At 65.2% G+C, this 18,004-nt stretch carries 18 protein-coding genes, 1 other RNA gene and 1 riboswitch; of the genes, 10 read left to right on the top strand and 9 right to left on the bottom strand.

Features of this window, described 5'->3' with window-relative positions; all coding sequences use genetic code 11:
- Positions 1–224 precede the first annotated feature (224 nt).
- Positions 225–2,006, top strand: coding sequence for an acyl-CoA dehydrogenase (locus PCA31118_RS17490; protein WP_150626380.1), 1,782 nt, complete (start codon positions 225–227; stop codon positions 2,004–2,006).
- 156 nt (positions 2,007–2,162) lie between these two features.
- Here PCA31118_RS17490 and ssrS read toward each other — a convergent pair.
- The 3 genes from ssrS to PCA31118_RS17475 form a co-directional block, all read right to left on the bottom strand.
- Positions 2,163–2,343: non-coding RNA, 6S RNA (ssrS, locus tag PCA31118_RS17485), on the bottom strand.
- A 33-nt stretch (positions 2,344–2,376) separates the two neighbouring features.
- Positions 2,377–2,688 carry a cell division protein ZapA gene (locus tag PCA31118_RS17480; RefSeq protein ID WP_044454749.1) on the bottom strand — a complete coding sequence of 104 codons (312 nt, stop codon included), beginning with the start codon at positions 2,686–2,688 and terminating at the stop codon, positions 2,377–2,379.
- Positions 2,685–2,996 (bottom strand): hypothetical protein, encoded by a 312-nt coding sequence (locus PCA31118_RS17475; RefSeq protein ID WP_044454750.1) that lies wholly within the window; start codon positions 2,994–2,996, stop codon positions 2,685–2,687. The genes PCA31118_RS17480 and PCA31118_RS17475 overlap by 4 nt, the downstream gene beginning before the upstream one ends.
- 89 nt (positions 2,997–3,085) lie before the next feature.
- Positions 3,086–3,337: riboswitch (cobalamin riboswitch) on the top strand.
- A gap of 299 nt (positions 3,338–3,636) precedes the next feature.
- Between PCA31118_RS17475 and PCA31118_RS17470 the strand changes: the two genes are divergently transcribed.
- The 6 genes from PCA31118_RS17470 (at position 3,637) to PCA31118_RS17445 (ending at position 10,135) form a co-directional block, all read left to right on the top strand.
- On the top strand, positions 3,637–5,487 hold the full coding sequence (locus PCA31118_RS17470) for a TonB-dependent receptor plug domain-containing protein (protein ID WP_246190289.1): 1,851 nt from the start codon (positions 3,637–3,639) through the stop codon (positions 5,485–5,487).
- 75 nt (positions 5,488–5,562) lie between these two features.
- Complete coding sequence (locus PCA31118_RS17465) at positions 5,563–6,558, top strand: FecCD family ABC transporter permease (protein ID WP_150626378.1); 996 nt, start codon at positions 5,563–5,565, stop codon at positions 6,556–6,558.
- Between the two features lie 65 nt (positions 6,559–6,623).
- Complete coding sequence (locus PCA31118_RS17460) at positions 6,624–7,475, top strand: ABC transporter ATP-binding protein (RefSeq protein WP_150626404.1); 852 nt, start codon at positions 6,624–6,626, stop codon at positions 7,473–7,475.
- 157 nt (positions 7,476–7,632) lie between these two features.
- Positions 7,633–8,706, top strand: coding sequence for a nicotinate-nucleotide--dimethylbenzimidazole phosphoribosyltransferase (cobT, locus tag PCA31118_RS17455; protein ID WP_150626377.1), 1,074 nt, complete (start codon positions 7,633–7,635; stop codon positions 8,704–8,706).
- Positions 8,703–9,563: an adenosylcobinamide-GDP ribazoletransferase gene (locus tag PCA31118_RS17450; RefSeq protein WP_150626376.1), complete on the top strand. Its 861-nt coding sequence runs from the start codon at positions 8,703–8,705 to the stop codon at positions 9,561–9,563. The genes cobT and PCA31118_RS17450 overlap by 4 nt, the downstream gene beginning before the upstream one ends.
- Positions 9,554–10,135, top strand: a complete 582-nt coding sequence (locus PCA31118_RS17445) for a histidine phosphatase family protein (RefSeq protein WP_150626375.1) — start codon at positions 9,554–9,556, stop codon at positions 10,133–10,135. Before PCA31118_RS17450 ends, PCA31118_RS17445 begins: the two co-directional genes overlap by 10 nt.
- A 48-nt stretch (positions 10,136–10,183) precedes the next feature.
- Here PCA31118_RS17445 and PCA31118_RS17440 read toward each other — a convergent pair whose 3' ends face one another.
- A complete protein-coding gene (locus tag PCA31118_RS17440; protein WP_150626374.1) occupies positions 10,184–11,137 on the bottom strand; it encodes a cobalamin-binding protein in 954 nt (317 codons plus the stop codon).
- Positions 11,138–11,429: 292 nt separating this feature from the next.
- On the opposite strand from PCA31118_RS17440, the gene PCA31118_RS27070 reads away from it, so the two are divergent.
- Positions 11,430–11,606 (top strand): hypothetical protein, encoded by a 177-nt coding sequence (locus PCA31118_RS27070; protein ID WP_174990513.1) that lies wholly within the window; start codon positions 11,430–11,432, stop codon positions 11,604–11,606.
- Between the two features lie 208 nt (positions 11,607–11,814).
- On the opposite strand, the gene PCA31118_RS17435 is transcribed toward PCA31118_RS27070, so the two are convergent.
- The 4 genes from PCA31118_RS17435 to cobU form a co-directional block, all read right to left on the bottom strand.
- Positions 11,815–12,042, bottom strand: coding sequence for a hypothetical protein (locus PCA31118_RS17435; protein ID WP_069344301.1), 228 nt, complete (start codon positions 12,040–12,042; stop codon positions 11,815–11,817).
- 360 nt (positions 12,043–12,402) lie between these two features.
- A complete protein-coding gene (gene cobD, locus PCA31118_RS17430; protein ID WP_150626373.1) occupies positions 12,403–13,584 on the bottom strand; it encodes a threonine-phosphate decarboxylase CobD in 1,182 nt (393 codons plus the stop codon).
- Positions 13,585–13,589: 5 nt separating this feature from the next.
- A complete protein-coding gene (cbiB, locus tag PCA31118_RS17425) occupies positions 13,590–14,570 on the bottom strand; it encodes an adenosylcobinamide-phosphate synthase CbiB (RefSeq protein WP_150626372.1) in 981 nt (326 codons plus the stop codon).
- Positions 14,571–14,576: 6 nt separating this feature from the next.
- A complete protein-coding gene (cobU, locus tag PCA31118_RS17420; protein WP_150626371.1) occupies positions 14,577–15,143 on the bottom strand; it encodes a bifunctional adenosylcobinamide kinase/adenosylcobinamide-phosphate guanylyltransferase in 567 nt (188 codons plus the stop codon).
- A gap of 40 nt (positions 15,144–15,183) precedes the next feature.
- Between cobU and PCA31118_RS17415 the strand changes: the two genes are divergently transcribed.
- Together PCA31118_RS17415 and PCA31118_RS17410 are read left to right on the top strand one after the other, a co-directional pair.
- Complete coding sequence (locus tag PCA31118_RS17415; protein ID WP_246190288.1) at positions 15,184–16,683, top strand: cobyric acid synthase; 1,500 nt, start codon at positions 15,184–15,186, stop codon at positions 16,681–16,683.
- Between the two features lie 147 nt (positions 16,684–16,830).
- A complete protein-coding gene (locus PCA31118_RS17410; RefSeq protein WP_150626370.1) occupies positions 16,831–17,454 on the top strand; it encodes a ParA family protein in 624 nt (207 codons plus the stop codon).
- A 35-nt stretch (positions 17,455–17,489) separates the two neighbouring features.
- Here the strand turns inward: PCA31118_RS17410 and panD are convergent, their stop codons facing one another.
- Positions 17,490–17,909 (bottom strand): aspartate 1-decarboxylase, encoded by a 420-nt coding sequence (gene panD / locus PCA31118_RS17405; protein ID WP_150626369.1) that lies wholly within the window; start codon positions 17,907–17,909, stop codon positions 17,490–17,492.
- Positions 17,910–18,004: the final 95 nt, after the last annotated feature.

Genomic DNA, 18,004 nt, shown 5'->3' with positions numbered 1-18,004 from the left:
CACGGTGGTGCCGGAGCTGACGGGCGCGCTGTAAGCACGCGCCAGCCGTGTTTCGACGCGGCAACCAGGAAGTGAAGTAGTGAGGCTGCGGGCGTCGCGCCCGCAGCCGATTCGCATGAGGGCGCGGTGCGTCTTCATGCGAATCGGTCGAAAGAAAACAGAACAACAAGAATCCCGGCATTCGCCACCATCCGAAGGCAATCGGAACCCCTTGGAGGAACGACATGAGTTATCAGGCCCCGATCAAGGACATGCAGTTCGTCATGAACGAGCTGGCGGACCTGAAGCGCATCGCTGCGCTGCCCGGCTACGAGGATGCCTCGCCCGACGTCGCACAGGCCGTGCTCGAAGAAGCGGCCCGCTTCAATCAGGAAGTTCTCGCGCCGCTGAACGTGATCGGCGATCAACAGCCGAGCACGTGGAAGGACGGTGCCGTCACGACCACGCCCGGCTTCAAGGAAGCCTTCCGTCAGTTCTCCGAGGCCGGCTGGCAGGGCGTGCTGCATCCGCAGGAGTTCGGCGGTCAGGGGCTGCCCAAGCTCGTCGCCACGCCCTGCACGGAAATGCTCAACGCCGCGAACCTCTCGTTTGCATTGTGTCCGTTGCTGACGGACGGCGCCGTCGAAGCATTGCTCACCGCTGGCACGCAGGCGCAACGCGCCCTCTACGTGCCGAAGCTGCTCTCGGGCGAGTGGACCGGCACGATGAACCTGACCGAGCCGCAGGCAGGCTCCGATCTGGCCATGGTGCGCACGCGAGCGGAACGCGAAGCCGACGGCACCTATCGCCTCTTCGGCACGAAGATATTCATCACGTTCGGCGAACACGATATGGCGGAGAACATCGTCCATCTCGTGCTCGCCCGTACCCCCGATGCGCCCGCAGGCGTGAAGGGCATTTCGCTGTTTATCGTGCCGAAGTTCAACGTCGACGCCGAGGGGAACCTCGGTGCGCGTAACGACGTGCATTGCGTATCCATCGAGCACAAGCTGGGCATCAAGGCGAGCCCGACGGCCGTGCTCCAGTTCGGCGACAACGGTGGTGCGGTCGGCTATCTCGTCGGCGAGGAAAACCGCGGCCTCGAATACATGTTCATTATGATGAACGCGGCGCGCTTCGCTGTCGGCATGCAGGGGGTGGCGGTGGCCGAGCGTGCGTATCAGCATGCGGTTGCCTACGCGCGCGATCGTCTGCAGAGCCGTCCGGTGGATGGTTCGTCGCGCGACGCGGTGACCATCATTCATCACCCTGACGTCAAGCGCATGCTCATGACCATGCGTTCGCTGACCGAAGGCGCGCGCGCCCTGGCCTATGTGGCCGCTGCGCAAGCCGACATCGCCCATCACGCGGCGGATGCCGACGCGCGCAAGCGTGCGCAAGCAGTCTATGAATTCCTCGTGCCGATCGTGAAGGGCTGGAGCACGGAGATGTCGCTCGAAGTCACGAGTCTCGGTGTGCAGGTGCATGGCGGCATGGGTTTCATCGAGGAAACCGGGGCGGCGCAGTACTATCGCGACGCGCGCATCCTGCCGATCTATGAAGGAACGACGGCGATTCAGGCGAACGATCTGATCGGGCGCAAGACGCTGCGCGACCGGGGCGCCGTCGCCAACGCGCTGTGTGAGCAAATCGCCGCGACGGAAAGCGAATTGCGGGCTGCGGGCGGTGTGGCGGTGCCGGTGGCGGAACGTCTCGCAAAGGGACGCGAGGCGCTGTCGATCGTGGTCGACTACGTGGTGGCGAATGCACAGGACAATGCCAACGCGGTGTTTGCCGGCAGCGTGCCCTATCTGAAGCTTGCGGGCATCGTGCTGGGGGGCTGGCAGATGGGACGTGCGCTGCTCGCGGCGCAAAAGCTGCGCGATCAGGACCCGTCGTTCTTCGACGCCAAGATCGGCACGGCGCGCTTCTACGCGGATCACATTCTGACGCAGGCGCCGGGGCTGGCCCAGGCGATCACCGAGGGCGCGGACTCGGCGCTTTCCCTGAGCGAAGCGCAGTTCTGAGGGGGATACGTCTGGTCATTCAGACGAATCACCAATCACGAATTGCGAATCACGAATGCAATGCGCAGGTGAACAAAAGGCGACCTTCGGGTCGCCTTTCTTTTGCATGGACGTTCGGTAAAAAAAACGGCACTGCGCGAACGCAGTGCCGTGTATTGGGTCCCCGCCTCAGCCGCTAAGCCGGCATCCTGAACCGAAGGTTCAAGGTGGTCGCGGTTAGTAGCGCTTTGGGTTCATCAGACAGAGTGACGCTCACGCCAGCACCACAAACTTCCGCAACCTGCAACAGATCATTGGTTCAAGGAATCTATGACTTTCGCGAACCAGGCAGGGAAAACTAACCTTTTGGACTGGACGGCTACCGGGTCATTCAGCTTTGATACTGATCGATCACAGCGCTCAGTCGTTCGTCCATGGCTTGCATTCTACGCTGAATTTCTTCGGCGGGGAATGCTTGTCCAGCAGCAATACTTTTTTCCAGCGCAAGCAATTCGGATGCCAGACTCAACGCTGCCATGACGGCAATCCGGTCGGTGCCGCGCACGCTGCTTTGCGCACGCACCTTGCTCATTTCCGCGTCCACGCGCGACACGGAAGCGAGCAGGTCGGCTTCGTGTTCCGGCGGGCAGGCCAGGCGGTAAGACTGTTCGAGAATATTAACTTCGAGCTGCTTGATCGTCATGCGTTTTCTCCACCGGGGGTGCCGAGCAGATCCATCTGACCCTCAGCAGGGTTTTGCGTCGGAAGCTTTTCAAGGATCGCATTCAGGCGAACCTGCGCTTCGTCGATCTTGGCGGCGAGCTGATCGCGTTGCAGTCGCAACGCGTCGCGTTCGGTGCGCAATTGCTCAATGGCGGCGCGGGTTTCGTCACATTCCGCGCGCGCACGGTCGAGTTCCGCGAGCAGCGCTTGATTGTGTTGGTGAAAGCGTTGGCTGATGACAACCAACTGTTCCATTTTGTCGGTGAGATTGTCGAGATCGGTGAGCATCGGGCTGCGTCCTCTTGATTGCCCTACATTCTAACGGAATCGGCGGCCAATGCCCGACGAACGAGCATTGACGCTCGTTCGAATGGCCCCTACACTTGCGGCACTTCGGTGCTCGCGCACGCCCCCCCGGCATGCGCAGTTAAACGGGAAACAGGGAGCCGCGTCCCCACACGGGCTGGCCAACCTGTGCTGCCCCCGCAACGGTAAGTCATTCTTTCGACCCGAAAGGTTTCCGAAAACGCGCCTCACCTCCATCGCCACTGTGCGCCACCCGTGCACGGGAAGGCCGGTCCGGCGCGACGATGACCAGCCCGGATACCGGCCCAAGTGAGTGGGGATCCACATGCCGCCCGGCGCAAGCCGCAGGCGGCATATCGTCGTTTTCAAGTGTCGATGCTTCCAGTCATGTTCGCATTTCGACGTGTCACCGGCGCTCCCCTTTCGTCGGCGGCCTGCGGGGGAACGGGCCAAGGCAATAAGAAAACCACGGAAGTCACACCCGACCATGCGCCCCTTCGTTCGCGCGATGGCGCCCCACGCGCCTGCATTTTCTCCTGCGTCACCTGCGTCACTTTCTTCGCATCTGTCACATTCGTCACGTCTGGCATGTCCGTCAGCCCCGGCGCCGGTCGACACGGCCATGATGCCCGGCGTGCATCGCCTGACGATCGCCGCGACCCTGTTGGTGACCAGCCTCGGCGTGCATGCGCAGGCAGGCGATGCGTCGCTCAATACCACGGTCGTGACGGCCTCGCGCACCGAGCAGAAGCTCGCGGATACGCTCGCGTCCACCTCGGTCATCACCCGCGCGCAAATCGAGCAAAGTCAGGCGCAGGACCTGCCCTCGTTGCTGCGCGGGCAGGCCGGCGTCGAGATCGCCCAGAACGGGGGCTTCGGCGCGTCGGCCAGTATTTTCATGCGGGGCGCGGCGTCCAATGCGTCGCTCGTGCTGATCGACGGCGTGCCCGTCAACTCCGCAACGACCGGCACGACCAACATCGCGCAGATCCCGGTGTCGCAAATCGACCACATCGAAATCGTGCGCGGCAACGTATCCGCGCTGTACGGGTCGCAGGCGGTGGGCGGTGTCATCCAGATATTTACGCGCAAAGGTGACGGCGGGCCGCCCAAGGCCTATGCCGAACTCGGTTACGGCACGAACAACACCACGCAAGCGAACGCGGGAATCGCGGGATCGTTCGATGACGGCAAAACGCGCTTCTCGCTCGATGTCTCGCGCTTTCACACCAACGGGATCTCGGCGCAGGACCCGCGCTTCTCGCCGAAGGTCAACCCGAACCGTAACGGCGACGACAACACCAGCGTGAGCGCTGCGCTCTCGCGCAAACTGGGCGACACGTGGGAAGTCGGCGCGCGACTGTTCCAGAGCGACGGCAGCATCAGCTACGACAATGCATTCGGCAAGCCGTCCGACCTGAACGATACCGATGCCCGCGTGCGCCAGATATCGGCGTACGCCAAAGGCAATGTGACCGACAAGTGGCGCACGCGCTTCACCGTGACGCAGGGCGACGATTACAACTACAACTATCTGAACGGCAAGGGCAACGGTAACTACCATACGTCGAGCAACCAGATCGACTGGGCCAACGAGTACGCGTTCATGCCCGATCACAAGCTGATCGCCGGTTACACGCGTCAGGAGCAGACGGTCGAGAGCAACACGAATTACGACCACAACAACCGCCATCTCGACTCGATCTACGCCGGGTACGAGGGGGTGATCGCGAACCGGCATGAAGTGCAGGCGACCGTGCGCCGCGACATGTACTCGGACTTCGGCGGCGCGAACAGCTACTGGGTCGGCTACGGCTACCGGCTGACCGAGCAGTGGAAGCTCATGGCGAATGCCTCGGACGGTTTTCGCGCGCCGACCTTCAACGAGTTGTTCTATCCCGGCTTCGGCAATCCGAATCTGCAACCGGAGCGCTCGATCTCGAAGGAACTCGCCGTGCAATTCCACGACGCGCGTTTCGGTCTGGCAAAGCTCGCGCTGTTCCGCACCGACTACACGAACCTGATCCAGTCGCTGACCGTGTTTCCGTACACGGCGGCGAACGTGGCGAAGGCCCGGGTCGAGGGGCTGGAACTGACGTATCAGGGCAAGATCCAGTGGACCGGCACGGATGTGCGTATGTCGTTCACGCGACAGAATCCGACGGATCTCGACGCCGACAAGGTACTCGCCCGTCGCGCCAAACAATATGGTTCGTTCGCCGTGACGCAGACGCTCATGGACAAATTCAGCGTCGGCGGCGATGTGTTCTACAGCGGCGAGCGTTACGATACGGGAGGTCAGCATCTCGGCGCCTACACGCTGGTGAATCTCCAGGCTCGCTACAACATCGACAAGTCCTGGTACGTCTCGGCGCATCTGGATAATGTCTTCAACAAGAACTACCAGACGGTTTATGGCTACAACACCCTCGGGCGCGCGATTTACGTCTCGCTCGGCTGGAAGCAGTTCTGACCGGCCGCGGCGCGCTAACGACAATCTCGGCAATCCCGGCAATTTTGACGACGTCCGGGCAGGACGCATCGCCGCATGACGTTACGGCGCGCCTTCACCATCTGGACGGGGCTGGCGGCGGTCGTGCTGACCGTGCTGATCGCATCGCTCATGCTGGGCAGCGTTCCGGTGTCGCTGCGTGAGATCGGGGCGATGGCATTGGGCCACGACGTCGGCCTCGTCGGCGACGTGATCTGGCGACTGCGCTTGCCGCGTGCGCTGGCGGCGTTCGCCTGCGGCGGACTGCTGGCCGTCGCGGGCACACTCATGCAAACGCTGCTTCGCAACCCGCTTGCGGACCCCTACGTGCTCGGCATCTCCGGCGGTGCGGGCGTGGCGGCGCTGGCGTCGCTGGCGTTCATGCTGCCGTTTTTCTGGGTACAGACGAGCGCCTTTCTCGGCGCACTGGCTGCCATTGCCATCGTGATGGGGCTGTCGCGTCGCAGTTTCCTGCGCGCCGGTGAACAGGACAGCAGCGCCAAACTGTTGCTCACCGGCGTGATGATGGCTGCCGGTTTCGGCGCGCTTGCAACGCTGATTCTCACGCTCGCGCCCGACGCGAGCCTGCGCGGCATGCTGTTCTGGCTGACCGGCGATCTGAACGGCGTCGACCGCGCGTCGCTGCCGCTGATCGCGCTCGTGGTGACGCTGCTGATCGTGAGTCCCGTCGCGCATCGCCTGAACGTGCTGTTGCGTGGCGAAGCCGTCGCGCAAGCCGTGGGCGTGGCGGTCGGTCCCTTGCGTATGCGTGTCTATCTGGCCGCGTCGCTCGCAACGGCGATCGCCGTCACGACCGCGGGCAGTATCGGCTTCGTCGGTCTCGTCGTGCCGCATATCCTGCGCCTGCGCTTCGGCAACGATCAACGCATGCTCCTGCCAGCCGCCGCGCTCGGCGGCGGGGCGTTGCTGATGCTCGCCGACCTGGTCGCGCGCACCGTCATCGCACCGACGCAACTGCCGGTGGGCGTGATCACGGCGATGATCGGTGTGCCCGTCTTCCTGTGGTTACTGTCGCGGAGGGTGATCCGGTGAATGCGTCGCACAATGAACCACAGCGCGACTCACTGCGCGAGTCGCAGCGAGAGTTACAGCACAAGCTGACGCAGGCGCAGACGGACGCGCCCTTGCTGCAAACGCATGCGCTGACCTTGCGTGCTGGCGCGCGCGCGCTCGTCGACCGTCTGGACTTTGCCGTGGCGCCGGGCGAGTGCTGGTGCCTAGCAGGGCCGAATGGCGCGGGCAAGACGACGCTGCTCGATACGCTCGCGGGCCTGCGCGCGCTGGAGGCGCAGGTGGCGCGCGATGCCGCGGTGACGGCGAGCGGGCACGTGAGCATCGGTGGCAAGGGGCTCGCACAGTGGCGGCCCGAACCGCTCGCCCGCATCAGAGCCCTGATGCCGCAGCACACACGCGATGCCTTCGGGGCAACCGCTCTGGAGGTCGTACTGGCAGGCCGTCATCCTTATCTCGTGCAAGGCCGTTGGGGCGCCTGGGAGTCGGATGACGATGTCGCCATGGCGCGTGCCGCGCTCGCACAGGTGGGCCTCGAGGATTTCGCGTCGCGCGACGTCACGACGCTGTCCGGCGGCGAGCGTCAGCGGGTGTCGCTCGCAGCGGTGATTGCACAGGCCACGCCGTTGCTGCTGCTCGACGAGCCGTTGTCGCATCTCGATCTGCATCATCAGATCGACGCGCTCGAATGGCTCGCCGGGCGTGCCGCACGCCAGCCCCTGCGCGCAGGGACCGCCGTCATTTTCTCCTGCCACGATCTCAATCTCGCGCGACGTTTTGCCTCGCACGCATTGTTGCTCGACGGTCGCGGTGGCTGGCGGGCGGGCCCGGTGCGCGACGTGCTCACGGCCGAGCATTGCAGCGCGGCATTCGGCTATCCGCTGCGTCTGATTCGCGATGGCGAGGACGAAGCCCTCGTGCCGGTGCGACGCGCATGAAGCGGATCGTTGCGGCATGGTGTTGTCATGTGCGCGCAGGCGTACACTCGTCTGCGCGCGCCCGGCGTAAGTCGATGCTGCACGGCGTTGGCCGCGCTTCCTTTACGGTTTCACCGCTTTACCGTTTCTCCGTTCCCCTGTTTCAGGACGTTTCCGAATGACCGCTTTCAGCCCGTTGCTGGCAGAACTCTTCGACATCCACCGGCCATCGACGGCGATGGACGCCACGCTGCGGCATGCCATCGACATCAAGACAAAGCCGCCCGGCAGTCTCGGTGCGCTCGAACGTATAGCCCACCGCGTCGGCCGGATTCAGCAGAGCGTGACACCGGAATTGACGCGTCCCGCCATGCTCGTGTTCGCGGGCGACCACGGTATCGTGGCCGCCGGTGTGAGCCCGTATCCGCAGGCGGTGACGGCGCAAATGGTGCTCAATTTCCTGCGAGGCGGTGCCGCCATCAACGTCTTCTGCCGCACCAACCGAATTGAGATGGAAGTCGTCAATGCCGGTGTGGCGGCAGACTTTCCGCCTCACGCGTTGCTGGTCGACATTCCCGTCGCGCGTGGCACGCAGAATTTCCTCGAAGCGCCCGCCATGACACGTGAGCAGCTCGACGCGGCGCTCGCCGCAGGCGCTGCACGCGTGGTGACGCACGCCTCGCGCGGGACCCGGATGATCGGCTTCGGTGAGATGGGCATCGGCAATACGTCGGCCGCTGCGTGCCTGATGCAGCGCCTGACGGGGTTGCCGCTGTCTGCCTGTGTGGGGCGCGGCACCGGTGTCGACGACGCGGGCCTCGCGCGCAAGACGGCCATTCTCGAGCGTGCGCTGGCGGCGCATCCCGCCACGGACGATCCCCTGGAGACGCTGGCGACGTTCGGCGGCTTCGAGATTGCGATGATGACGGGTGCGTATCTGGCGGCGGCGAAGCTCGGTCTCGTGATCGTGGTGGACGGCTTCATCAGCACATCGGCCCTGCTGGTCGCCTCGCGCGTGTCGCCTGCGGTGCTGGACTACTGCGTGTTCGCGCATGCGTCCGACGAAACCGGACATCGTGCAATGCTCGACACGCTCGGTGCCGAACCGATACTGCAATTGGGGCTGCGTCTGGGCGAGGGTACGGGTGCGGCGCTGGCCATGCCGTTGGTCAGCGTCGCCGCCGCATTCCTGCGCGACATGGCGACGTTCGAAGGCGCGGGTGTCAGCGAGCGTGAGGCAACCGACGCATGACGACGTCCGCCCCGGATCCTTCGCGAGACACCGCCGCTCAGGCGCACGATCTTGTGCCGCAGGCCAGTGAGCCGACGGCCTCGACATCCTTCGCGGGATTCCACGGGCAATGGCGGCTTTTCCTGACGGCGCTGGGCTTTTTCACCCGTGTGCCGATTCCGCAATGGGTCGGCTACTCGCCAGCACAACTCAACGCTGCGACCCGCTACTTTCCGCTCGTGGGCGTCTTCGTCGGCGTCCTCGTCGCGTTGCTGACGGTGGCGATGGGGCACGTATGGTCGCCGCGTCTCGCCATTGCGCTCGGCCTGGGCGTGAGTGTGCTGCTCACGGGCGCCTTTCATGAAGACGGTCTGGCGGATTCCGTCGATGCGTTCGGCGGCGCGTTCGCGCGCGATCGCGTGCTGGAAATCATGCACGACTCGCGCATCGGCACGTACGGCGCCGTCGCCTTGTGGCTGGCGCTGGCCGTCAAGTGGCAGGCGCTCGTGGACATTCAGATATCGGCCGGTTGGGGCGGCTTCGCTATCGTGCTCGTGGGTGCGCACGCCGCGAGTCGCTGTATGGCCATCAGTTTGCTTCGCGCGCTCGACTATGTTCGTCCGGAGGGCAAAGCCAAACCGGTCGCACAACGGCTGCGCCTGAGCGACCTGATGTTCGGCGTGGCGTGCAGCGCGCCGTGGTGGGTGTGGCCGGATTGGCGCGCTGGTGTGACTGCGGTGGTGGTGCTCGTTGCGGTGCGCGCGGCATTCATTCGCTACCTGCGCCGACGTCTCGGCGGCTATACCGGCGACACGCTCGGGTTTGCGCAGCAAATCGGCGAACTGGCACTGTATCTGACGGTGTGCGCATGGATCTGATCCTGATGCGCCATCCGCCGCCCGAAGTGGCCGCCCAGGTTTGTTACGGTCGTACGGACCTGCCGGTCGATGAGAGACGGTTCGACGCCGCGGTTGCCGCGATGCAGGACCGGCTCATGGCGGTGCTTGACGCTCGCATTCCCTGCGTCGTTCACAGCAGTCCGCTGCAACGTGCATGGCGTGCCGCAGACGTGCTGGCGGCCTCACTCGGGGTGCCGGTCCGTCAGGACGCGCGTCTGTCCGAAATGCACTTCGGGGCATGGGAAATGCAGTCGTGGAATGCGATCGATCGCAACGATCTCGATGCCTGGGCCGACAACGTCCCGGGCTTTTCACCACCCGGTGGCGAGTCCGCCCGCGACATCGCCGTGCGCATGAACGCCTGGGCGAGCGAGTTGCAGGGCGAACTGCACGTCGCCATTGCCCACGCCGGGCCGATTCGTTTGCATGTGGCAACAGCATTGCGTTTGCCAACGACGGCGTGTCTCACATGGGCGCTCGACTTCGGTCGTCTTTGCCATCTCCACATTCCCGACGATGGCCGCGCACGGCTCGTTCGCTGGAACGCCTGAGCGGCCATCGTCGGCCCTCGGCGCGCATCGTCAGCGCTGCCGAAGGACTCACTTCCCCGCTGGTGCCCGACGCGAGCGGGCGAGATCGAGGTCTTCGCACATCTCGCGCGCGCCCTCCAGAATGCGCGGACTCGGACGGTTGATGATATCGCCGTCGATGCCGAACAGATTGCCGCGCGCCACGGCGGGCAACTGCGGCCATTTGCGCCATGCGTCCAGCGTGGCTAGCGGCTTGTCCGATTTCGTGGCGCCCTGTGTGGCAGTGAACATTGCCTCGGGCGCTTTGGCTAGCACGGCCTCCACGGAGACGCGCGGCACCAATGGCGTCTCATCGGCGAATACATTGACGCCGCCGCACAGTCGGATCACGTCGCTCACCATGTGCGTGCCGTTCAGCGTCATGAGCGGTTGGGGCCACACCTGATAGAAGACGGGGACCGGGGCACGCGAGGCATATTGCTGGCGCAGCGCTTCGTAACGCGCCCGAAAGGCTTCGGCGGACGCTCGCGCCCGGGTGGGCGTACCCATTAGCGTGCCGAGCGTTTCGATGGCCGCAGGAAGGTCTGTCAGGCGCTTCGGCTCCGAATAGAACACGGGCAGTTTCAACTGGCGCAACGCTTCGATCTGCCGCTGCGAGTTGCCGTGCATCCACACGACCAGCACATCGGGTTTGAGCGCGAGAATGCGCTCGAGGTCGAGGGCGCTGTTGTCGCCCACTCGCGGCAGATGCTGCGCGGCCTGCGGGTAATCCGAATACTTCACGACGCCCACCACTTTGTCGCCCGCGCCGGCGGCAAAGAGCAATTCCGTTGCATGGGGTGCCAGGCTTACCACGCGCTGCGCCGGGGCGGGCAGTGTGACGGTCGCCCCCGTATCGTCTTTCACCGTCACGGCGGCGCAGGCGGGCGAGGCGGCAAGCGAGGCGGCAAGCGAGGCGGCGATCGTGATGCAGGCGATGGTTGCGGTGGCGGAAGTGAGCAAGGCGCGGCAGCGAGCGTGCATGGTGAGGCGAGAATGAGTGATGCCCTGATGGCGTGATGCGCGCCCATGGATGGCAAACGTGCGTTTGCTGTGGAAAGCGCCGAACCGATGTTACACGATGACGGTCGAACGATGCGTGACGATGGACATGGCAGCGATGGCACGCACTTGGGCGGGCCGCGCTGGGTATCGGACTCCCTGAGCGTGCGGGCCGCCTCCACGTCGGGGTAACGGGAGACCGGATATCGGATGGCGGTCGGTGCACTGCGCACAACCGGCCGATGGGATATGTGAGGATCGAGGAGTGGAAGTCGTGAAACGAAATTTCGGAACGATTGGCATGTTGGCCGTGGCGGTCGCGATGTTGGGCGCTTGCGCTGGTCCCGGCGGCAATAGCGGTGGCGGGGCGGGAACGGGCGCGACAAGCACCAGCGGCAGCAAGATCGAAGCCTACGGCGTGATCGACGGCGGCGTGAGGGTCGTCAGATAAGCCGACCGTCAATTCGCAGCGGGTCCTCCGTGAGCAGACGGTAAAACACCACGCCCCCTGACTCGAGAGAGTGCAGGGGGCGTGGTGTTTTACGCAGTGCCAAACGTTACGGAACCGTTACTGGAGCATAACCGCGTCGGCACTTGAATGATCGGCGCGTGGCTGCGGGGACCGAAGTCTCTGGAAGCCTGCCGCCGACCGGTCTGCGTTAGTTGGAGGCCGGGGCCGGGGCCGCAGCACCTGCGTCCGATGCCGGGGCGCTCATTGCGGCACCTGCATCGCTGGCCGGAGCCGAGTTATCTGCCGGAGCAGCGGCCGGGGCCGATGCCGTCGTGTCGGCAGCCGGAGCAGCCGATTGGTCTTCCTTCTTGGAGCATCCCACCGTCACGATGGTGGCGGTCAGAAGCGTGGCGAGCAACAGCGGCAGTTTTTTCATTTGGTCGTCCTTTTAATTAGGGAAAGCCCTTGCGAAAGAACCTTCAGTCTAGCGGCGCCCTCGGGCGATGACTGTGTGCATTTGTTGCAGAAATGCTTCAATTTGTAACGAAAACAGCAGGAACGCCCGTCTTTTAATGCCGCGTAAGCGATACGTCGACGGTCAACCCGGACGTTCACCGAACGCTCGGACGGGCAGGCGGAACCCGTTCAGAAGCATAACGAGAAAATTGGACGGTGCCGTTATTCAGCAGTTCCCGAAAAGTGAATTTGGGACGGAATCCGAGACGTCATCGTCAATTATCGGGACCGCGGGGCACGCTCGCTATCCCGCGCGACGGCCTGAGGCCCCAGGATATGACTACGCCGAAGCGATAGCGAGCGCCGCCGCCAACCGCCGCCACGCCGCCTCATCGCCGGGCAGGCCAAGCCGAAGACTTGGCAACATGCGTGCTCCCCCATCGGGCCGACCGACCGGGCGGACATCGAACAGGCGAGTCCACACGCCCTCAGCGGCAAGCCGTTCGTGCCATTGGGGCGCCGACGCGTGCGGCGTCCATGCGAAGAGCGGAGTACCCCGTGCGGGCCACGCATGCGCGTGCAGTAGCGCCAACAAACGTTCACCGTCATGCAACAAACGTTCGCGCGCAGCGGTTTGCCACGTCGTATCGGTGAGCGCCGCCCCGAGCGCAAAGCGTGCCGGACCGCTGACCGTCCACGCGCCCAGATGCTCGGCCAACTCTGCACCGAACCGTTCGGGCGCCAATGCGAATCCTGCCCGGATGCCGGCCAGTCCAAAGAACTTGCCCACCGAGCGCAGCACGACCAGACTGTCCTTGCCGACGTGTGGCGTCATGGATTCGCGAGGCGAAACGTCCGCGAACGCTTCATCGACGATCAGCATTCCGCCGCGCCGGGACAGCCGGGCGTGCCAGCGCTCCAGCGTCGTGCGCTCGACGTGCCGAGTCGTCGGATTGTCGGGATTGACCCACACGACGTAGTCGACATCGGGCAGTTCGGCCTCCGGGCCCAGCCACGGCACGAGCGTATGCCCGGCCCGCGCGAAGGCGGGCGCGTATTCGCTGTAGGTCAGCGACGCCACGGCAACGCGCCCCGGTCGCAGCAATGCAGGGATTGCGCGGATGACCGCTTGCGACCCGGCACATGGCACCACCGTGTCGACCGGCACGCCGTAATAACGGGCGGCCACGTCGCGTAACGTGTCGAAGGCGTCCGGCAAGTCGCGCCACGCGCTCGGCGGTGGCATCGGTACCGGGTAGCCGATGGGATTGATGCCGGTCGACAGGTCGAGCCAGTCCTCCCGCGGGCGGGCGTACCGACGGACGGCCTCGCCGAGATTGCCGCCGTGACGCGGCGTGCACGACGCAGATGCGGCGGACGCCGATGGCGCGGCGAATTCCGGCGCGCGGAAGGAGGCTGGCGAGAGATTGACTTCCGATGAGGCCGGCGAATCGGGCGAATCGGGCGAATCCGGCGATTCGGGCGAGGCGGATGCAGCCGGCGATGCAGACGAAGCAGACATTGCGATCAAAGCAGAGTCGTGGGCATGGCGTCGGCCTGTGAGGCAGCGAACAGCGCCAGCGCGCCGCTCACGATCAGCCACATCCACATGGAGCGGGAGATGAGCCGCCAGGCAGCCCGGATGTGTTGCGCAGACGGCTCGGTGCCGCAGCCCAGCGGCGGGCGCGCTTCCCATTCGCCGTGGTATCGCGCGGGGCCGCCCAACTGGACATTGAGGCTGCCGGCACCTGCGGCCATCACCGGCCCTGCGTTAGGACTCGACCACGCGCGGGCCTGCGTTCGCCAGCACGCGATGGCACGCGCGACATCGCCGAAGACGGCGTAGCTCGCTGCCGTGAGCCGGGCGGGTATCCAGTTCAGCACGTCATCGATGCGCGCGGCGGGACGGCCGAAGTACAGAAACTTGTCGGTGCGATACCCCCACATGGCGTCGAGCGTGTTCGCCAGACGGAACAGCACCACGCCGGGCGCCCCGGCAACGGCGAACCAGAAGAGGGCGCCGAAGATGGCGTCGTTGCCGTTCTCGAGCGTCGATTCCACGGCGGCGCGCGCGAGCTCGGACGCGCTCGCATCTTCAGTGTCGCGCGAGACGATGCGTGCGGTGAGTGCGCGTGCCTGCGCAAGATCGTTGTCGCGCAGTGCGCGCGCGATCGGCATCACATGCTCACGCAGACTGCGCGCGCCGAGCGCGGCGTATAGCGCGAGCGCCTGCCATAGAACGCCGCCCCAGCCGGGCAGGCATGTCAGCGCCCAGGCGATGAGCACGGGGATCACGAGCATGATCGTCCATGCCCACGCCCCGCGCGTCATCGCGGTGAGCGGCTTGTCACGCACCGCCGGGTCGTTGAGCCACGCTTCGACCCCGTTGGCGATGTAGCCGAACCCGACGAGCGGATGCCAGCGGCGCGGCTCGCCGAGCCAGGCGTCGAGCAGCACGCCGATCAACGCGGCGAGCCAGAGCGATTCGGGAGCGAGTCCGGTGAGCATCGACGCTTACCCTTTGACGGCCATCGGCAGGCCGGCGACCACAAAGCGCACGTGCGGCGCGAGCCCGGCAACGCGCTGATTCAGACGTCCGAGTTCGTCGACATAACGCCGCGTGACCGAGCCCATCGGAATCACGCCGAGTCCGATTTCGTTGCTGACGACGACGATCTTGCCGGGCCGCGACGTCAGCGTGGCGGCGAGCGCATCGACGATGCCTTGCCACTGGGCATCGGTCGCGGGGCCCTCGGGATGGTCCTCGGGCGGGCACAGCCAGCCGGCGAGCCACAGCGGCAGGCAGTCTACGAGCACGCAGCGCCCCTCGCGTGCGACGTCCCGCAACGCGCCGGCGAGATCCCGGCCCACTTCCACCGTGTCCCAATGCCCGGGACGGCTGGCCCGATGATGCGCAATGCGCGCTTGCATTTCCGGCTCGTCGCTTATCGCAGCCGTGGCGAGATAGGTCACGGGCAGGCCGCTTTGCACGGCGAGATGTTCCGCGAACGCGCTTTTGCCGGAGCGTGCGCCGCCAAGCACGAAGGTCAGATCGGGGGAGGTCGGGGCGAGGTCGGTCATGGGCGATATTGTACGAGCGACCGATGCGATAATCCGCGTCATGAGTGAAATCCCTGTCAAATTCCCCGCCGCTGCCCCCCGATATCGCGGCACCCTGATGATTCAGGGCACGACCTCCGATGCGGGCAAGAGCACGGTGGTGGCCGGCCTGTGCCGTCTGCTTCACCGCGACGGCGTGCGCGTTGCGCCGTTCAAGCCGCAGAACATGGCGCTCAACAGCGCGGTGACGGCCGACGGCGGCGAGATCGGCCGTGCACAGGCCCTGCAAGCGCAGGCGGCCGGCGTTGCGGCCCATACCGACTTCAATCCGGTGCTGCTCAAGCCGAGTAGTGATCGGGGTGCGCAGGTCATCATCGGCGGCAAGGTCATGGCCGATCTCGATGCGCGCGCCTATCACGAGTACAAGCCTCGCGCGATGGCGGCGGTGCTGGCGGCCTACGAGCGTCTGCGCACGGGCTACGAGGCCGTGCTCGTCGAAGGGGCGGGCAGTCCGGCCGAGGTGAATCTGCGCTCGCGCGACATTGCGAACATGGGATTCGCGGAGGCTGTCGACGCCCCCGTGCTGCTTGTCGCCGACATCGACCGCGGCGGCGTGTTCGCGCAGATGATCGGCACCCTCGCGTGTCTGTCGGACACCGAACGCGCGCGCATCAAGGGCTTCATCATCAACCGTTTCCGTGGCGATCCGTCGTTACTGACCAGCGGTCTGACGTGGCTGGAGGAGCAGACGGGCATCCCGGTACTCGGCGTGCTCCCTTATCTGCATGGACTGCATCTGGACGGCGAGGACATGTTGCCGGCGCAGCGTCACAAGGCCGCCGGCGATGAGGTGCGGCTACGCGTGGCCGTGCCCGTGCTGCCGCGCATCAGCAATCACACGGACTTCGACGCGCTGCGCGCCCATCCGCAGGTCGACTTCCGCTATGTGGGGCCCGGCGAAGCGTGGCCGGCGTGCGATCTTGTGATTTTGCCCGGCAGCAAACATGTGCGCGCCGATCTGGCGTGGCTGCGTGCGCAGGGCTGGGAGCCGGCGATTGCGCGGCATTTGCGCTATGGCGGCAAGGTGCTGGGCATCTGCGGCGGTTTGCAGATGCTGGGCAGCACGATCCACGATCCGTTGGGGCTCGAAGGCGAGGCGGGCACCACGCCGGGCCTTGGCTGGCTTGCGCTGGAAACCACGATGGAAGTGCAAAAGCAACTACGCGTGGTGACGGGGCGCCTCACGGCGGGAGACGCCCCCGTGAACGGGTACGAGATTCACATGGGCGTGACGCGCGGGGCAGCGCTCGGGCGCCCGGCGGTCTGGCTGGAGGGTGAGGTCGCGGATGGCGCCCGCTCGGAGGACGATCAGGTGATGGGCACCTATCTGCACGGTCTGTTCGACACGCCCGAGGCGCTGCATGCGCTGCTGACGTGGGCCGGCGCCCGCGATCTGGCGCGGCAGGACTACAACGCGCTGCGCGAGGCGTCGCTCGACCGGCTGGCCGATTCGTTTGCCGAGCATCTGGATCTGGCGCGCGTGTGGGCATGTCTGCGCTAAGGCCGATGATGAAGACGGGGGCGAAGATGATGAAGACGACGGGATGAAGGCGTGAGCGGATGACGGCGCGCGGGTGCCCGGCGGTGCATCCGGATCGTCATGGAGCCGTTGTAAGATGAGCGGCAAATCGACCTCGGGGAGTCTGCAATGCCGGTGATTGTGGTGGCGAATCCAAAGGGTGGCGTGGGCAAAAGCACGCTGGCGACGAATCTGGCGGGCTATCTGGCAGCGCAAGGCCACGCCGTGATGCTCGGCGACACTGATCGTCAGCAATCGTCACGGGCATGGCTGGGATTGCGCGCACCGGCGTTGAGACCCATCGCGACGTGGGAAGTCGATCACAACGAAGTCGCCCGTCCGCCCAAAGGCACGACGCATGCCGTTCTGGACACGCCGGCCGGTCTGCATGGCAGGCGTCTCGACGCGATCCTCAAGCTCGCGGATCACATTCTGGTGCCGTTGCAGCCGTCGATATTCGACATTCTCGCCACGCGCGACTTCCTTCAGAAGCTGGGCGAAGAGAAGGCCGTGCGGCAGGGGGACGTACGCATTGGTGTGGTCGGCATGCGCGTGGATGCGCGCACGCGCGCTGCCGATCAGCTCTCGCGCTACTGCGAGGAAGCCGGGTTACCGGTGCTTGGCATGCTGCGCAATACCCAGAATTACGTGCAGCTTGCCGCGCACGGGCTGACCCTGTGGGATGTGGCGCCCGGACGCGTGGAGCGCGATCTCCCGCAATGGGAGGGGATTACGGCGTTCGTGGCGAAGTAGGCGGCAGCGCAAGGCGAACCTTGCGACCTTCGCCCTTACTTCGCGTCTGCGGTTTCGAAGGCACGGGTTTCTTCCCATACCTGAAGCGGCACGTGATCGCGCTCGCCCTTCTGGACGTTCTTCTCGTCGACGAACACCAGCTTGGGCTTGAAGCCGGCGAGCACTTCCTTTTCCTCGACCTGCGCGTACGAGACGATGATCACGATGTCGCCGAGTTGCGCGCGACGGGCTGCCGCACCGTTGAGCGAGATCATGCCGCTGCCGCGTTCGCCGCGGATGGCGTAGGTCGTGAAACGTTCGCCGTTGTTGACGTTGAAGATGTCGATTTGCTCATTTTCGACAAGGCCCGAGGCTTCGAGCAGGTTCTCGTCGATCGCGCACGAGCCTTCGTAATGCAATTCGCAGTGCGTGACGGTGGCGCGGTGGATCTTCGACTTGAGCATGGTGCGGTACATGGCGTGCCTCTAGTGTTGCAATGTCGCGCACGCAGCGCGACGAAAAGTGTTTGCGCAGTCGGCAAAGGGCCGACATGCGCGCGGCTTGGTGCCTG

This window comes from Pandoraea captiosa, from assembly GCF_902459775.1.
GTDB classification, from domain to species: domain Bacteria; phylum Pseudomonadota; class Gammaproteobacteria; order Burkholderiales; family Burkholderiaceae; genus Pandoraea; species Pandoraea captiosa.
Note: the sequence above shows the minus strand (reverse complement) of the source record. Positions and strands in the feature narration are given on the sequence as shown.

Coding starts and splice junctions, on each gene's coding strand:
- PCA31118_RS17490 (WP_150626380.1), top strand. CDS start 225: ATGAGTTATCAGGCCCCGATCAAGGACATGCAGTTCGTCATGAACGAG.
- PCA31118_RS17480 (WP_044454749.1), bottom strand. CDS start 2,688: ATGACGATCAAGCAGCTCGAAGTTAATATTCTCGAACAGTCTTACCGC.
- PCA31118_RS17475 (WP_044454750.1), bottom strand. CDS start 2,996: ATGCTCACCGATCTCGACAATCTCACCGACAAAATGGAACAGTTGGTT.
- PCA31118_RS17470 (WP_246190289.1), top strand. CDS start 3,637: ATGATGCCCGGCGTGCATCGCCTGACGATCGCCGCGACCCTGTTGGTG.
- PCA31118_RS17465 (WP_150626378.1), top strand. CDS start 5,563: ATGACGTTACGGCGCGCCTTCACCATCTGGACGGGGCTGGCGGCGGTC.
- cobT (WP_150626377.1), top strand. CDS start 7,633: ATGACCGCTTTCAGCCCGTTGCTGGCAGAACTCTTCGACATCCACCGG.
- PCA31118_RS17450 (WP_150626376.1), top strand. CDS start 8,703: ATGACGACGTCCGCCCCGGATCCTTCGCGAGACACCGCCGCTCAGGCG.
- PCA31118_RS17445 (WP_150626375.1), top strand. CDS start 9,554: ATGGATCTGATCCTGATGCGCCATCCGCCGCCCGAAGTGGCCGCCCAG.
- PCA31118_RS17440 (WP_150626374.1), bottom strand. CDS start 11,137: ATGCACGCTCGCTGCCGCGCCTTGCTCACTTCCGCCACCGCAACCATC.
- PCA31118_RS17435 (WP_069344301.1), bottom strand. CDS start 12,042: ATGAAAAAACTGCCGCTGTTGCTCGCCACGCTTCTGACCGCCACCATC.
- cobD (WP_150626373.1), bottom strand. CDS start 13,584: ATGTCTGCTTCGTCTGCATCGCCGGCTGCATCCGCCTCGCCCGAATCG.
- cbiB (WP_150626372.1), bottom strand. CDS start 14,570: ATGCTCACCGGACTCGCTCCCGAATCGCTCTGGCTCGCCGCGTTGATC.
- cobU (WP_150626371.1), bottom strand. CDS start 15,143: ATGACCGACCTCGCCCCGACCTCCCCCGATCTGACCTTCGTGCTTGGC.
- PCA31118_RS17415 (WP_246190288.1), top strand. CDS start 15,184: ATGAGTGAAATCCCTGTCAAATTCCCCGCCGCTGCCCCCCGATATCGC.
- PCA31118_RS17410 (WP_150626370.1), top strand. CDS start 16,831: ATGCCGGTGATTGTGGTGGCGAATCCAAAGGGTGGCGTGGGCAAAAGC.
- panD (WP_150626369.1), bottom strand. CDS start 17,909: ATGTACCGCACCATGCTCAAGTCGAAGATCCACCGCGCCACCGTCACG.